The 16,735-nt window shown below is 46.3% G+C and carries 10 protein-coding genes and 3 pseudogenes; 3 read left to right on the forward strand and 10 right to left on the reverse strand.

Annotated features, from left to right (window positions below; all coding sequences use genetic code 11):
* Window positions 1-379, forward strand: a pseudogene (locus IQ224_RS14205) (tail length tape measure protein); the annotation flags it as partial.
* Between the two features lie 41 nt (window positions 380-420).
* Here the strand turns inward: IQ224_RS14205 and IQ224_RS14210 are convergent.
* Together IQ224_RS14210 and IQ224_RS14215 are read right to left on the reverse strand one after the other, a co-directional pair.
* A complete protein-coding gene (locus tag IQ224_RS14210; protein ID WP_228036237.1) occupies window positions 421-1,155 on the reverse strand; it encodes a DEAD/DEAH box helicase family protein in 735 nt (244 codons plus the stop codon).
* Window positions 1,156-1,945: 790 nt separating this feature from the next.
* On the reverse strand, window positions 1,946-5,887 hold the full coding sequence (locus tag IQ224_RS14215; RefSeq protein WP_002749227.1) for a PatA/PatG family cyanobactin maturation protease: 3,942 nt from the start codon (window positions 5,885-5,887) through the stop codon (window positions 1,946-1,948).
* A 40-nt stretch (window positions 5,888-5,927) separates the two neighbouring features.
* Here IQ224_RS14215 and IQ224_RS24195 point away from each other — a divergent pair, with 40 nt between their 5' ends.
* Window positions 5,928-6,587 (forward strand): hypothetical protein, encoded by a 660-nt coding sequence (locus tag IQ224_RS24195; RefSeq protein WP_002749228.1) that lies wholly within the window; start codon window positions 5,928-5,930, stop codon window positions 6,585-6,587.
* Between the two features lie 239 nt (window positions 6,588-6,826).
* Here IQ224_RS24195 and IQ224_RS14225 read toward each other — a convergent pair whose 3' ends face one another.
* From IQ224_RS14225 to IQ224_RS14255, 7 genes are all read right to left on the reverse strand, one after another.
* Window positions 6,827-7,630, reverse strand: a complete 804-nt coding sequence (locus tag IQ224_RS14225; RefSeq protein WP_002749233.1) for a DUF5829 family protein — start codon at window positions 7,628-7,630, stop codon at window positions 6,827-6,829.
* Between the two features lie 52 nt (window positions 7,631-7,682).
* Window positions 7,683-8,648: a LynF/TruF/PatF family peptide O-prenyltransferase gene (locus IQ224_RS14230; protein WP_194033106.1), complete on the reverse strand. Its 966-nt coding sequence runs from the start codon at window positions 8,646-8,648 to the stop codon at window positions 7,683-7,685.
* Window positions 8,649-8,942: 294 nt separating this feature from the next.
* Entirely contained in the window at window positions 8,943-9,236 is a 294-nt protein-coding gene (locus tag IQ224_RS14235) for a DUF5837 family cyanobactin class RiPP (RefSeq protein ID WP_194033107.1), read from the reverse strand.
* 131 nt (window positions 9,237-9,367) lie between these two features.
* A complete protein-coding gene (locus IQ224_RS14240; RefSeq protein WP_194033108.1) occupies window positions 9,368-11,698 on the reverse strand; it encodes a TOMM precursor leader peptide-binding protein in 2,331 nt (776 codons plus the stop codon).
* 58 nt (window positions 11,699-11,756) lie between these two features.
* A complete protein-coding gene (locus tag IQ224_RS14245; RefSeq protein WP_002781476.1) occupies window positions 11,757-11,999 on the reverse strand; it encodes a cyanobactin biosynthesis PatC/TenC/TruC family protein in 243 nt (80 codons plus the stop codon).
* 50 nt (window positions 12,000-12,049) lie between these two features.
* The gene (locus tag IQ224_RS14250; RefSeq protein WP_002796592.1) at window positions 12,050-12,301 is read right to left on the reverse strand and encodes a cyanobactin biosynthesis system PatB/AcyB/McaB family protein; all 252 of its coding nucleotides are present in this window, start codon (window positions 12,299-12,301) and stop codon (window positions 12,050-12,052) included.
* 105 nt (window positions 12,302-12,406) lie between these two features.
* Window positions 12,407-14,380, reverse strand: coding sequence for a PatA/PatG family cyanobactin maturation protease (locus tag IQ224_RS14255; protein WP_002749242.1), 1,974 nt, complete (start codon window positions 14,378-14,380; stop codon window positions 12,407-12,409).
* Window positions 14,381-15,144: 764 nt separating this feature from the next.
* Here IQ224_RS14255 and IQ224_RS25040 point away from each other — a divergent pair.
* Window positions 15,145-16,069, forward strand: a pseudogene (locus tag IQ224_RS25040) (transposase).
* A gap of 180 nt (window positions 16,070-16,249) precedes the next feature.
* On the opposite strand, the pseudogene IQ224_RS24750 reads toward IQ224_RS25040, so the two are convergent.
* A pseudogene (locus tag IQ224_RS24750) lies at window positions 16,250-16,735 on the reverse strand (hypothetical protein); the annotation flags it as partial.

Here is a 16,735-nt window from a genome sequence, read left to right on the forward strand (position 1 = left end):
TATCTATCATTATAAGGGTGATAGAGTCAAAGCTCATATCTTTTTATGTATGTTGGCTTATTATGTGGAATGGCATTTAAAACAGTGCTTGGCTCCTTTGTTATTTGAGGATGAAGAAATTGATGATGGTTCTCTGAATGTGATTAAAGCGAGTCGCAGTGAATCGGTGCAATCTAAAGAGAGAAAAAAACGGAATCAGGAGAACTTTCCTGTGTATAGCTTTCGGACTTTGTTGGAAGACCTGGGGACAATTTGCTTGCATACAGTGGAATGTACGATTAGGGAGGGAAGTTATCGTTTTTCTAAGATAACTCGACCGACTCAACTGCAACAAAAAGCGTTAGATTTATTGGGAGTTTCCCTGATTTGTACCCAGTAACGGGGCGGCGGAAATTCTTTTAATCCCTTCTACAGCACAGGTTATGGCCTTTTGTCAACGGGGAAGTCCAGTAATAAATCTTCCCAGAGGGACGGGTCATCTTTAGCGAAGCGAAACTGCTGCCAGTTCGTCACCACTACAAACGAGTCATTGGTGAGAGTAAGGTTTTCTCGGAAGTCGCTCGGTTCGTAAAGCTCAAAATTGAAGCGCTCTCGCCACCGCACACCGGGGGGCATGAATAGGGGTTTATTGATGTCAGCTTCGCCACCCAATTTAACAGCATCTAGGATTCTTTTCTGGACTTCTTTACCTGGCGTGACGATGAGAAAGCGGCGGCTAAACAATCCGGGACGTTCATCGTTGAGCGCGTTGAAATAGTGCCACACTAGCAGGGCATTAAGCACCCAAGTTTTACCGCTCCCCGTCGCCATTTTGAGACAGTATTTAGGGAAGGTAATAGGAGCGAGTTCATCCTGTAGTGTCTTTGACCGTGACGCTTCTGCTACACGGGGATGTCCAGGTGCGAACTCTTGATAGAGTTGGTAGGGGTTTTGAATGCCGAGAATTTCGTGACAGTAGATGATGGTTTCGATCGCCTGTTGCTGGCAGGGGTAAAAGTTAGCGCCGTCCCGTTCCTCTTCAAACCAATAGCGGAGCAGTTCCTCGGTGGTTGAGGTAACGCCGGCCCAGCCTGTATTTCTCCACCCCTCTACATCCCCCTGTAAAAGGGTGGGAATGAGCATTCCTATAGTCTTGGCCTGGCCTTTAACTGGCATGGTGTTTGCTGCGGGGAGATGATTCTTTAATAGTATATCTGGACTTCCCCGTTGACAAAAGGGCATAACCTGTGCTTGTGGTAGCTATACCATACATCTAATTTAATTAGATAATTATATTATACCAATTCTCCAAAGTCTGACTACAGAAGTTTAATCCCCCTAAATCCCCCTTAAAAAGGGGAACTTAAAGGGGGATTTAAATTCGATGTGTAGTTTTCATTTAGAGAAATGGTATTAGATGCTATTCTGCCTAAAAGCCGGGGGAAGCTGTGGCGGATCCCTTGCCCTTTGATCGCTCGTTTTTTCTTGATGGTCGATTTTTTGCCTTGACTGCTATCATCAAGAGACCTCTTGCATAAATCCGAAAACAAACGATAGAAACAATAATGGGAGGGACTTTCAGTTAATTATTTATGGCTCTTCGTTACTTGTTATGGTTCGATAGGGTGGCATAAATCGACTAAATCCTTATCTGGCAAGAGATTTAATTGATTAGTTCGCTCTATATCAAAAACAATTGACAAAAATCGCCAAACGTCTTTCTATATAAGGGTTCCATCCCTTATAACCCCCGTACATTGCATAACACAAACCGAAGAACCTTATTTATTAGTAGTTGATAATCTTCAAAAATGTTGCTGTACAAGGATCGACTTAAGACTTTTGCAAGAGGTCTAATTTCGCCGAAAAAATGGGTCATTTTTGCAAAACTTCACAAGGCTGCACCTGGTGACACGAACCTTCTGTTTACGCCGACACTTAGGTTGGTAGCCCATTTTGTTGTAGATCAGGTTTGTTCAGAACGCGAAGGCATTGACCAACTCTTGATTTTACCCAAAGTGACGGGCATCTGAAGCACTACATCCAAGGTAAATAGAAAAACCTTGCGTCCCCGACTACTCCTTTCTGGGTCAGAGAACTCTAGCTTGATATCCCAACAGTCACTGTTTCGCCGACAGAAGGGGCTTTTTTCGACTTCTATAGTGTCGAGTTGACGACGCTCGGCGATCGCTTTCGCAAAGACGGAAGCTGCTTGGAAGATGTTGGTGGCGGCGAAGTTGAGGGCGCGATCGCGCGAAGTCTGACCCACATTGCGTAGATCATTGTAGACTCGGTTGAGGAACGAAGTCAGAGCTTGTTGGATGAGGGGTGCTTGGGCTTCGTCCACCTGACGAGAGATCTCCACCATCGCCGCGTTGACCAGGGTATTCACTTTCCAGCCGTACATTCCTCGGATATCATGTACCTTCACGACGGGCACAACCTGACCAGAGAATAGTTCAACTGTACGGTTAGTTTGTCGGGCTGGGATGCTAATTCGTTCTACAAATTCATCACTGCTTTTTTGTTCCAGTTGACCTACTAACATCAGCACAAACATCTCGTAGATCTGGTCTGAAAACGCTCCTGTTGGCTCTAGGACATAGATCGTGTCTCCATCCAGGCTCAACGTCCAGATCAACGAACGGCTTTCGTCTGGGTTGCGATCGAGGTGTTCAACCATCTGACGGGGATCGTAGGGGTCTGGCGGAACCAAGATGCTGTCCATTTCTACCGGAGCCATCCGTTCTTTGAAGGTATCAACACAGGTTTCATCGCCAAAGTCATAGCTCAAGGTTCCCAGAGCATAAACATGGCCCGAAAAAGCGGTACTAGCCTCCACCGTAGCCGGGTCAGCCGCCGCAGTTACCGCTACTTCGGCCGCCATTGGCGTAGCCGATTGCATTGTCATAGTAGAGTCTCCAACCGAACTTACTGCGATCGCAGTAATCCCAGCAGGAATACTCGACGTATCCCCTGCGATCGCCGTGCCATAGCCAGCCCATTCTGTGCGGGTCACTTGGTCGCCTGCAAAGGAAATGGTAACAGAAGGTTGTCCAAACAGCACCTTCATCGCCCCAGGGATATTCACAAAGCCGCGTAGACAGCGTTCTGCTTCTTCTACAACGTTTGGGTCACAGGGAATTGCCGTATTGAGCAGTGCAGTCCGCACGGCTTCAGCATCAACGGGTTTGCCCTGTTGCACTTGCAAACTCATTAACAGCGCCGCAATACCCGTCATCACCGGAGCCGCCATACTGGTTCCTGTCAAACGCACGGGTTTTTCAGTGCAAGGTTGCGCCCCTAAAATATCTTCACCGGGAGCAAGGATACCCTCTTCTCCATTATTGCCGCCCCAGTTACTAAAGTGGCAGGGCGTACCATCAACCTTTGCTGCTCCCACTGCCAAAGTTCCCGGCAGCACAGCAGGCATACACCAGCATTCGCCTAAATTGTTCCCCGTCGGCGAGACGATCAAGATATTGTTATCAATACATTTTTTAATCGCTTTAACTAGGATTTCTTCCCCTTCTCCGGTTTGGGTGGGGCGACAAAAAGCGCAGTGGATAATATTTGCACCCAACTCTAAGGCTAAGTCGAAGGCACGGGCTAAATTGAGGGGAGACAGCACCTCGTTATAGCCACTCAGAGCTATACCATTGTCGCTCGTCACTACGGCATCGTGAGGCATATTGATGACTCGGCAGTTGGGAGCAATGCCAAAAACAGGGCTATGTTCTTGACCCACGATGGTACTGGTGACATGACAAGCATGGTCATTGAGTTCAACACGATTTATGGTGTCGGGTATAGCACTTTCAAGTGCCTCTTGTTTCGCTTTGCCCTTTAGCCCCTGGTCTCGGATGGCTTGAAAGGTGGCGTAATCTTCTGGGCTGATTGGATCGGCTGGTTCATGCCAGTAGGGAAACACCTTAGAAACGTTGGCTCCAGCAAAACAGGATAATGTGTGGTCTGGGTTGCCATCTAGAATTACAATCGTGATCCGAGGATCGCCTAATGTTTGGTTGTGAAGTTCAGCCAGTCCGGGAATGCGATCGTCCAGGTCATGGGGATGGAGTGCGATCGATAGTTGGGTTGCAGAACTCTCAACTTCACTGGCCCAAACCCCTGCTGATTTTTCTCCCTCAGCGACACTGGATGAATCTGGAGTCTGGGCGATCGCATCTGAAGCCGTCAATTCAACAGCCTCAGCCTCCGTCTCTTCAACTTGCTCTGAGGTATTTTCAGGACTTTCTCCTATCTCAGCCGAGGCAATTTCTGCCACTAACCCAACTGACTCAAGCTGATTTCCCAATATTTCTGTTTGACCAGGCTCAGGTTCACCAGAATCAGGCTCAAGCTCCATTCCAGCCAATTCAGTCTCACTAGCTGAGACAGTTGCTTCAGCAGGTTCTTCTGAGCCATCCACCTCCATCGACTCCAACCCACTTGCTTTGACATCTTCGTTAGGCAACGATCCGAGCATAAACTCTCCGACAACCGATTCTTCGAGATAGTCTAAACCCGTTATCTGAGCAAAAGCATCGCTATCACCTCCCCCAATCGCGCAGGGAGCTAATCCCATATTCGTCGCCACTAGGTAGAGATTTTGCTGTAATACTCCAACGTGCTTCAGCACTAACGCATAAGCTACAGAGCGATATCTACGGAATAGTCTACCAAATCGGGCTGTAATTACTAGAAGTACCTGTGGTGTTCCTAATCCGTTTAATTTTAATAAGTCTAGCAGACCATAGCCTGATAGAGCAAAAATGTCGTCTTGGGTGACAATAACCTGCTCTAGCTGGTGATTTAGTGCGTCGTAGTGGTAGATTCCTTGACTCAAGCCTTCACAAAGCCGTACTACTGGGTAAATTTCTAATTCATACATTGTCCCACCACTCGGATAAGGGCGACGGCTTAACTCCCCATAGTCAATATCTGCTTCAAAACTTAATTGTTCCCGCCAATTTTTCCCAAACCAATCTTCTGCGGAAAGCAATTCCTTAATACGGGCAGTGCGATAAAGTAGCTCTCCCAGTTGTTCAATAGTGATCGGATGGTTATCATCATATTGCCTAACGGATTTCCGTGTCTCGATCGCTTCTGTGAGGGTAGCATCATTAGATATCAACGCCCCCAAGTTCGGACGTGGTAGTGGCACAATCTGGTCACTCATGGGAGGCTTCACGACTGGAAAATCTGACCACTGCTCTATATCATGGTCTATGGCGAGATAGTCGTGGCGACCGAAGCGACTGCGACTATGGAACAGCAGGTTATGGAAGTCCCAAAGCCGGAGGGAGGGGGGTTCGGGGTCAGCCGTCAGAAACCCCGTTGCCCACAGCAGGTTGAGAAACTGATAGGCGGTTTCTGCACCCAAGTACGGCGGTGGTGTCAGTGATCCTAAAGTTTGGGGCTGGGCCAGTTGAGCTAAGATCGCACTGGCTCGCCAGTCAAGGAGCTTGACCCGAAACTTCGACAGAGGGGACTCCAATACCATCGCGCCTTCGTAGGGATGCTGATAGGCAAAACGGGAGAGGCTGAGACGGGTTTGTGTCCAGTAGGGTTCGGTGAGATTCAACTCGGCGGAATCCACCATCGGAATCACCACTGCTAGGGGTAACACGGCATAACTCAACCAACCTCGCTCATCCAATTGTTGTAGCATCTGCCCAAACTGTTCCCCGGCTGCCTGACCCTCGAGTTCGGCTAACCCTTGCACGAGTAATTCAGGGGTGGTGTTGCCTGCCTTGAGACTATCAAGAGCCATACCCATTCCGGGCGTTGTGGCAACGGTTAGCCAAGCATTCGGCTCAGATTCTGCTCCGTGCAGGGTATAACCGTCTTTAGTGCTGGTGACTTGGACAGCAGGGTTAAGGGAAATAGCAAAAGGGCAATTGTTCATATTGATGGATAATGGAGAACGATGATTGGGCAGTGAATCAATGACAGCAGCGATCGGTGAAATTATCAGAAATGGAATCTTATTTGATGTTAAGAATTGGGGTGGTGTAATGTCAGAAAGTTCTGATTTTTTTCAGACTGTTGAACGATTATTTGATGCGCTTGCTGAACGAGAAATTCGTTATGTTCTCGTTGGCGGGGTAGCTCTACTCAGCTATGTGGAGGGTCGCAATACTCAAGATATTGACCTGATCCTGGCTCGTGCCGATCTTGACACTTTACCAGAGATTGGTATCCAGAGTGAAGATAAAAATTTTCTTCGGGGAAGATTTGATGGGTTACAAGTTAACGTATTGTTAACCCAAAATAAGCTCTTCCGAAAAATATCGCAAGAGTTTGTAGCAGAGCAGATCTTTGGAAACCGAAAAGTTCGATGTGTCACAGTGGTAGGACTCCTAATTTTAAAGTGTTATGCCTTGCCATCTCTCTATCGTCAAGGACAATTTAGCCGGGCCAGCATTTATGAAAATGATATCCTTTTACTGTTGTTAAACTATTCTGTTGATTTAGATATAGTTCTTGACATTTTATCAGACCATTTGTTAACAAGTGATTTAAACGAGGTACGGAGCATTTTAGCAGATATTCAAAGACGGATTCAACGATTTTCAATTCAGCAGGAAGCACTAGAAGAAGAGTAGGGAAAGAGAAGAGCAGTTTTGAAGACGTTATTGCTAAGGTTAGCCAAGTATTCGGCTCAGATTCTGCTCCGTGCAGGGTATAGCCATCTTTAGTGTCGATGATTTGGACATCAGGGTTAAGGGAAATAGCAAAAGGACAATTGTTGATCATGATTAATAATAGGAAACGGTATTAAATCGGTGGAGCAATGAAAACAGCAATTGGTGAAATTTGTCTTAATTTTTATGGATTGCTTGAGTCATCCAAACTCCCAAATTGCTAACGAGCGACCCACATTTAACTGTGCATTTTTACCAAAAGTAAAGGTTTTTTCCTGCTGTAATTGCTCTTTGAGAGTGCAAACAACCTTGCAAATTCGATAACGGCGAGCAACTTTATGGCATACTTTGATCATAAAATTATGGGAATGATAGGTAGTAATATCTCCTGCGCTAGATGAGTCATAGCCAAAAGCTTGAAGAAGTAATGCCAACTCCTCCTGTTCCGATAAAGTCAATTCAAGATGAACTTCTGATATGTCATCAAATAAACAGGTTTCGGAAGTATCAAGGGTTTTTAGATAAGCAGCACGGTTAAAGCAACCATCACTGGTAAGTTTGATGTTTTTATACTTTAAATAATCCTGATGAAATTCCATCAACCATGAAGCAAAAGCTTCTCTCTCTACTGGGTTGATGGACAAATAATAAAACCAGGGAACTTTTCCAGCTTCGGTTTGACGAACTTGCAAATCAGAAAGTATTTCTTTAGCTCCTAATAAGGGTCTAAGCTTTTCCTGTACAATATCCATCTCTCCTGATTGTTGACTATTAAAACCAATACCGGAAAAACCTTCTCTTAACCCTTCAGCACCGCCGGGAGGAAAAAGCTCAAGATAGGAATGTTTTCCCCTGAGATAAATTCCCGTCCAACTTTCTGTATCAGTTTTTACAGTATCTCTGGATATTGTGCAGAATTCTTGGCTAATAAACTCTGATTTGGCAATTGAATCTAGGGTTTCTGCGTCGAGGGTAACATATAAATGGTTAAATTCTATTCCCATATTCTTAGGCAGTAAGCATAACTAAAGTAGAGACGGGGAGAGGGGGAGAAGACTAACTAAAATCTTCTCGTTTTTTAATATGCAACAAAGGTTTACATTCATCCCGTTGATTATAAAGAATACTAAAGTTTTCTAACCTGTCTTTTTCCAATTCCCGCTCTGTGACAGCTACTCCAGCATAAGTCATACAATCTTGACCCTGACAAAAGCTGTAGATTCTATCCCCTAAACTGTTAAAGAAGAAGTTCTTAGGTATCTCTTTAGTATCCTCATAATGAAATATTATAACTGGCTCTTTTTTATGAAAAAAAGAAACACAAAAAAAGGTGCATTCTTTAAGCAAAGAATTAACTTTCGGTGAAAAATTCCTCTGTATATAATGTTTTAAATATTTGCCTCTGTCGGAATTAGTGATTTCATATTGTTCTCCCGGAGCAAGAGCCCATAACTCAATATCACTGTAGCCATTCAAGAAAAGATTAAACCCTATTACAATAGTGCTTTTGAGTAATACCTGTAGGAGTTCAGGTGAATAGCTACCCCCATCAAGTTCGAGTGCTGTTCTTACTAATTCTTCAGGCTCTTCTTCTGAGCCAAGATGCAGACATACTTTTATACAAGAATCCTCATTTTTCGGTCTTAGGTCAATTCCGACTGTGTTGTTCTCTATTTTATGAGAGTCCATGTGTAATGTGGCAAACTGCTCCAGCAAATTACGATTAAGTCGAACACCTACTGTACTTTCAATTTTATCCATAAACTTGACCGCATGGGTCAAAGACATTGGCCAAGTACGTCCTTGATCATTACAAACCTGAAAATCAATGGCAAATAATTGATCTTTTTCAACATTACATTTAGATTCAACACCACAAGTTTCTTCTATGCCAAGGACGGCTTCTTCAAACAGCGAAAGCATAAAGGTTGGCTCCACATCAAAAGCCTCTTGATGGCCCCGCAAAAACTGAAGACGACGGGCTTTGAGATGATTATTTGTCAGCATAGAAGTTAGGGTCATTTCCAGTAGGTTTGTTGTTGGGTTTTAGTCCCTTTATACCAATGGTAAGGGGATTGCCCCTACAGGTGCTGTGGCTGCGTAAGTCGTGTCCAATTGGGTACAATGAGAACTTAAAAACCCAATTAAAAGAAAACGAGGTAGATGAGAAAATCTTACCCAATCTAGGAAAAAGTTTGGAGTGCGACTCAACATCTTTAACCTCGTTTTCTCAAATAAACGAATACACTAAATCCGGTTGAGATAGGCTAATCAGTCGGATAGACCCTATTCTCACAGATTTGGTATAGGCTATCCTTAGGCTTCGTCACCATCGAAAGCGCAAATGCAGGCACTGATAGATGCTTCAGCACCATCGAAAGCGCAAATGCAGACACTGATAGATGCTTCAGCACCATCGAAAGCGCAAACGCAGGCAGTAACAGATGCTTCAGCACCGTCAAACGCGCAAACGCAGGCAGTAACAGATGCTTCTGCACCATTACCACCGAGAGCTTCCTCAGAGAGTTCAGCTAAGTGGCTGGGGAGTTTACCACTGATGCCACGGATGACAGGTGCGCCTTGGTTGGGCAGAAGGTTTTTCTTATCCATTGGAGTAATCCTCATGTTGTTGTTTGCTTTGTTAACCCGTTAGGGGTGGGTCAGTCCCCTTCTTCTTTGGGAAGAAGCTTGGTGGGGCAAGGATATGTAGAGAAATCTGTCGCCCCTAAACTTTAAAAAACTTAAAAGGGGATGTTGGTCTGGTTCAATTCCTCTTCAGCTAGTGGCGCATCGAGCCATCCCAGCTTTACGGGTATGTCATAGAGCCGTCCCTGACCAAACCGCGTCCAAAAAGTTCGCATTCCTGGGATAATCACCTTGACCACATTCAAACCGATGTCCGGTCGCGTTTGGTCTAAGACCATCACCTCTAGTCCTGCTGTTTGGGCAGTTTTGACACAATTCATCACATCGGTGTGAATATCATCACTCCAACGTTTCGGGTAATCACTGGCAGTTTTCATGGGCACAGAGGGATCGGGCGCTAACCAAGGATGATTTTCTACTGTGACATTCAGCATCCAGTCCTTGGACTCGCCATCAAGCTTATCGTCCGGTATTTTGTCTAACTCTAATCCCACTTGACTGACTTCAGTTAGGGCGCGGAGAATCGCAATAGTCGGATCGAGGTGCGCCCCGAAGCCGATGGAGATCCGTTCTGAAGTACCCACCGTGCGCCGTGAAAACCCTGCAAAGGCTGGAATCCCTAGATCAGCAGTTACATCCAACACCCATAACTCCCGATTTTGTTGCTGATAGAATTGCTGTAAATCAACAAAATAGGGTTCATCAAAGGTACTCAGATCTACGGCAGGACGGCGTATCCGGTTGTACCACCACATAGCGATACTGTCCCGCTCTACCAGTTCCAGAAATCCTTGCAGGATCGCCTCTTCTAAGGTATTACCCGCAGCATTACCGTTAGAATCTGCTTTACAGAAGCGCTGTTCTTCGGGCAAAGGATAACCGTAGTAGCAAAAGGCAGTAGGGACATATTTATGCTTCTGCTCTGTCAATGACCATACAGGTGTCCAGTCGATCGCTTGACTAACATCAAAACGGTTAGGAATCCAGCGATAAGCGGCGGCTGAACCCTGAGCATTTAACTCTTCCCGGTTGGCATATTGGGTGTCGCTAAAGTACAGCAATGACTCAGGATGTAAGGCTAAGTCTCCCAGTTCCGCCAGGGTTGCCCGTTTCCAGGGTTCATCTCCCTGAAAAATGCCCGAATAGCGTTCTATGGCTTCACACAACCCACTGGCACGGGATTGAATATCAGTTTTACCCTTACCAGAACTCTTGTGTTTCAGAGTATTCCGTAAACCCCGCAGAGTTGTAGCACTGCCAAAGGCATGACCTGCCTTGTAGGTATGCACCAAAGGATTAGCCGGATCGGTGAGTCTGACCAGTTCTGTTACTACCCCAGTAATTGGGCTGACCAGATGTTGATATTTCTGTACGGTCTGCTCTGGGGTAAACGCACGATGACCGCCATCATGGGTAAAGTGTTTAGGACGGGATACCAGTTTTACGGGTTCAAAGCCTTGCCGGTGCAACCTGTGGCGATCACCACAGCTAGGACATTGGGGCCGTCGGACGAGAACATGACTTTTCAAGTCGATAACTGTGTGATTAAAGGTGATAATCTTGCCGTCCAGAGTGGGAAAGAACACAGTACCCGGTGCAGTGGCATTGACGTGGTGCTTGACAATGCACTTGGCAATTTCAGTTGCCGCGAACTGTAGCCCCGTTTGCAGGGTAGAAGGCAGGGTAGCCCGTGCGGTAGGCAGGCAACTGATTACAGAACCGGACTGACCATTACGTTGCTGCTGGGCTTGTTTTTGCTGCAACACCGATGCCTCCACTTCCCGGTTGCCCCGTAGCCGATGAGCTAGACAGTCCCAACACCCCGTCTTGCCCGGAACAAACACAGGCCCCAGCCACAGCACACTGCCTACAGGTTTGACCAGTAGCCAAGTTTGTTGACTCTCTAGTGCCTGTTTATTAATCTTGGCGAGTTCGGGCTGCAAATAGTCATCGGTTAAGACGACGTTGAGCGCCGTTGGAGAACCTGCTTCAGTTGAGGTCTGCACGGAAATACCAATGTCCCGCAGAGCCGTTGTCAGGGCTGCTACCGTCACTTCACTGATGTTGCCCACTGGGGTTAGGGTTACAGGCTGCCGTAAAGCTGCCGCAGCAACCGGAGGTGCAATCCCTAACTCGCTCCAAAATGCCGCCACTTCCGAGGACAGTTCCGGGGCTGCCTCAGTCAGATAACCTTTCTCAGCGAGGCGATCGAGTACATAGTCGATGTATTCTGATGGGACTTCCCCATCCAGTTTCTCGACAATCTGCTCACGGCTGTGTTGCCCATTCAAGAGGGGCAAAATCTGGCAGTAAAGCTGTCCAGTCAGGGCATAGTTAGCCTGTTCGCCAAGGAGATAGACTTGCTTTGGCTCGATCACCTCGACATGAAAGTGGGGTTGAATTTGGAGCAGTGGGGTGGATTGCATAGAACGAACAGTCAGTGATTAAGTGGACGATAACAAGACCAGCAGCAGCAGCTAGGGGTTAAGCCCAAATGCGACCGCGCCGGAAGGATTTAGGGTCTTTGTCTGATTTCTTGGCTTGATCCTTGACGTATTGGCACCAGTAGGAATAATCTTGCAGCCCGGTCTGGGAAGTGGGAACGTAAGACTTTTTGGGTTCAGGCGTTGTGATCGTCGTCGGTTCAGACTTGCTCGGTTCAGGCGGGGTCGGTTCAGGGTTAGAGGGGACTTCGGAGGATGTTGTTGTGGTTTTGTTCTTGCTCATAGTGTCCTTGGATGTTTAGGGTTGGCTGAGGGCGAGTGATTAGCAGCCCATTAATAGAATCCTGCCATACTGCCAAAACCGCCCCAGCCCTGGCTGGCTGAACTTTGGCTGGCACTAGAGTGCATCACTTGGTTGAAACTACGGTTGGCAAAGGCTGCAGGATCGTTATAGTTAGCGGCATGGAGCAGATCCATCCGAATATGCACCAAATCTTCGGGACGACCATTTTCTAGATCCACACACAGTGCTGGCTGGATGAAATGGGGACGTTCAATCGGGGGAGATAATAGAGGAAGTCGCATAGTTTAGGATTCTCCCTATGGAGAGTATTAATTAACTGAACACATCTGCATCTCCTAGTGAGAGTGGGGTCTAATATTGCACTCTCACTAAAATTGTGCGGCTCCTTAGTAGGGAGAAGACCAAGAACGAACTTCGCCGAGGGTGACAGGAATTAGGTCACTTACATCAATGGTAAAGCGGAAAATCTTCTTAGCCCGACGGCTGTTTTCCGGGTCGAAGAACTTCAGCTTCACATCCCAGCAGTCGCTATCGATCCGGCAGAAGGGGCTTTTCTCTACCGTAACGCTATCGAGTTCCATGCCAACGGCTACCGCTTGGCTGAAAGTTTGGGCGGCTTGGAAGGCGTTGGTGACGGCAAAGTTAAGGGCGCGGTCTTGGGAAGTGGTTCCCAAGTTGCGGAGGTCGTAGTAGATGCGGTTGAGGAAGCCATCCAAGGTTTTGCGAATCCGGTCTTCGTCAGCAGTGCCATCTTCAGCTTGTACCGCGTCCATCGCTGCGCTGACCAGGTTGTTGACTTTCCAACCGTAGAGACCACGGGTGCTTTGGGGTTCAATCACCGGGATGACTTGACCGGAGAAGAGTTTAACCTTACGTCCAGTTAAAATACCGGGGATACTTACCCGTTCAACATATTCGCCATCGTTTTCCGGTTGGATTTGACCCGCCAGGAGTTCTTGAAGGGCGCGGTAGGACTCGGCGGCGAAGGGGCCAGCCGGATCAATCGCATAAACCGGAGTCAGTTCAATGTTTAATGTCCAAATCAGCGATCGCGCCTCGGAGATGTTTTCCCCTAGATAGTCCACCATCTGACGGGCGTCGTAGGGGTTGGCGGGAACCATGAGTCCTCCACCTAAATCAAAGGGAGGCATGAGTTGTTTAAACGAGTCCCGACGGGCTTCAGTCCCGAAGTCATAACCAAGGGTTCCTAGAGCATAAACAAGCTGACCCATCTCGGCGAGTTCGCTAGGAGCTTGGCTGGCAGTAACGGAATTAGCAGTGAAGTTGGGCATAGTTGGTTGTTGAGTTACAGCAGTAGGGAATGATTGAATTAAGTTGTTTAAGTTGGGAGTGTCGCTGGGGACAGCCCCAGCCGATGGACTGGAAGCCACAGCAGTTAAGCTAGGAGCCGTTTGCTCTTGGGGGGTAGCACTTAATGTGCCTCCACAACCACAACCTGCTGCTGTTACTTCTGATGCCGCCACAGACGAAAATTCCTCAGACATTTTTTCTCCTTTTAGTAACGTGATTGCTCCAGAGACATTAAGTTTGCCCGCCAGACACCGCCGGCTTTCTTCTGGCAAGTCAAGTTCACAGGGTAAAGCACTCTGCAACAAAATTTGACGAATTTTTTGGGGGTCGGGGGAATCTCCCTGTTCCCGTTGAAGGCTGAGTAATACCCCAGCGACACCAGAAACGATAGGAGTGGCAAAACTGGTTCCACTTAATCGGTGGGTTCCCCCCCCAGCTTTGGCTCCCAGAATATCTTCCCCTGGAGCCAGGATGCCTTCAGTTTGGTAGGCTTCCCCCCAGTTGCTAAAGTCGAGGGGTTTCCCCTGGGCATCCATTGCCCCGACGGCCAGCACTGACGGTAAAGCTGCCGGAACGTGCAAACACTCGCAACCATTATTGCCTGCTGCTGCCACTAACAAGACGTTATTCTCTCGGCACAAACGAACAGCATTTTTTAACCAGCCATCGGCTTCACCAAAGTCAGTGAGTTGACCCCCACTGAGGTTGATGATGTGGGCTCCGGCATGAACGGCTTGCTCGATTCCCCGAGCTAAATCTAGCTGGGAAGTTCGGCGACGGTCATCGGCAAAAATCGGTATGATAATGCCTTTGCATTGAGGTACGATTCCCTGAACGGGGCTACCGGGTTGCCCAAAGAGAATGCTGGCAACGTGAGTTCCGTGCATGGACATACTGCCATCAACTTTAGCGGCTTCTTGCACCAATGTGGGCAGATAGGTAAGGTTTGCGCCTTGGAAGCAAGGGTGAGCTTGATCAACAGGCCCATCCAAAACAGCCACACAAATACCGCTATCTCCTTGGGAGATGGTATGTAATCTATCTAGCATTTAAAGGTGTTATCATTTTTACTTATGTAGCCTAGATTCTTGACAAAATAATGGTACCTCAAAAATTGTGATTAGGGGGGTTCTGACGTTTAAGCTATATAACCATAATTTTTATTAAACTATAGTTTAGTTGTAGTGGATTGTTTCAGCGAAATCAAAAGTTGCTCTAGCCCTTGTATAGTAAAACTTTTAGCGATTATTAAGAATTATGAAGTGTCACACTCTAGCCAGCGATCGCTGGCTTAATGAGAGTTTATCTCAATAATTTGGTATCAGAGCTATCAGATTTTTAGGGCTAATTGTGCATCTGCTGGGCAAACAAATTAGCCTGTAATTCAGAGCCGGCAATCGTTTTGACGATTTAGATAAAATTTTCAATGTGACACTTTAGGGTGCGGAATGTGGGTTATTGTTTCATGCCGATGGAATGGGGGGGTTCTCAACATTTTTCGCGGGTTAGACACAATGGCTGAAAATCTAGAGTTTTCGTTGAGGTGCGTCGATGCCTTGTCCAGCAAGGCTTTGATCCTTATGACCGAGGTAACTATTGAGAATTATTATTAATAGTGTCTATGCTTTTCAATATCCCGCGAAAAATCGTTGTACAATCCTTATACCTGAACTTATCCCATACATATATACTATAATAACCGAAAACCCTTATCCATCAATGGATACGCCCCTTAACTTTTCTTAATGTACCCATGTAATTTGTAACATTTCTTGATGGACAAGAATTCTCTCCATTTGCTAGAATGGTGGTCATGTATATAGAAAAAGTTCCTAACCGTAATTCCCCCCCGCCGTTCTTCTTCGCGAGTCCTACCGAGAAGGAGATCAAGTCAAAAAAAGAACCCTGGCCAATCTCTCAAAATTACCCGATGATATTATCGACAATTTGAAACTGGCTCTCAAAGGGGCAACACTGTCCATGAATGAAGGCATTCCCAATCATTTTGAAGTGATTAGAAGTCTTCCTCATGGTCATGTGATGGCTATTTTAGAGACGATTAAAAAATTAGGTTTAGATAAAATAATCAGTGAAAAAGCCTCACGAATCAGAAACTTAGTAGTGGCGATGATTGTGGCAAGAATCATCAATCCTAAATCGAAACTAGCCACAGCGAGAGGGTTTAATAGCGAGACTTGTAGTCAGAGTTTAGGACAATCTTAGATGGTGTGTATGTGTTAAGAACTTCTCTGGAGTCAACCTTGATGGATGCAGCGACGACGGTTAAAGCTTATAAAAGTTTATCTCAAGTGGAGGAGGCATTTCGCTGTTATAAGTCAATTGATTTAAAGGTACGTCCTATCTATCATTATCAGGGTGATAGAGTCAAAGCTCATATCTTTTTATGTATGTTGGCTTATTATGTGGAATGGCATTTAAAACAGTGCTTGGCTCCTTTGTTATTTGAGGATGAAGAAATTGATGATAGTTCTCTGAATGTGATTAAAGCGAGTCGCAGTGAATCGGTGCAATCTAAAGAGAGAAAAAAACGGAATCAGGAGAACTTTCCTGTGCATAGCTTTCGGACTTTGTTGGAAGACCTGGGGACAATTTGCTTGCATACAGTGGAATGTACGATTAGGGAGGGAAGTTATCGTTTTTCTAAGATAACTCGACCGACCCAACTGCAACAAAAAGCGTTAGATTTATTGGGAGTTTCCCTGATTTGTACCCAGTAACGGGGCGGCGGAAATTCTCTTAATCCCTTCTACAGCACAGGTTATGGCCTTTTGTCAACGGGGAAGTCCAGAAATATAATTTAATTTGGTGTCAGCAGAAGTCCCTCGCTTTTAGTGATGGGACTTCTGCTGACACTCAGTTAAATACAGTAAGAGCTTATTGCCTTAAACCAGAGGATGTCACAGCACTATATTGGTAACAGGTAAACTATACACTCCAGCGATCGCCAATTGAAAGTCGCTGACTGCATCGCCGTTGGTATCACCGCAAAGGAGACCGCCGTAAAAGCGCAGTTGTCCCGCTTGACTTGAAAAATCCGAGGCACCAATAAACGTGAAACTCTGATTACCAGCGTTGAGGGAGTTGGCATCAATGCCAGAGATATCAATAGTATCAAGACCAGTATTGAAATCGAGGATATTGTCTTGGTTTGCACCTTGACCGATTTCATCAACGGTGTTGAAGATAAAACGGTCCGGACCTTCACCTCCCGTTAGTTGATCTGACCCTAATCCTCCGATAAGAATGTCCTCACCACTACCACCGTTAAGTTTGTCATCACCACCGCCACCAATAATGACATCATTACCAGTGGTTCCGGTGATATTATCATTCCCCCAATAGCCATTGATTTGGATATTGTTACCGACAAAAGCCGTATTAGA

The organism is Microcystis sp. LEGE 00066 (assembly GCF_015207925.1).
In the GTDB taxonomy this organism is placed as follows: domain Bacteria; phylum Cyanobacteriota; class Cyanobacteriia; order Cyanobacteriales; family Microcystaceae; genus Microcystis; species Microcystis ichthyoblabe_A.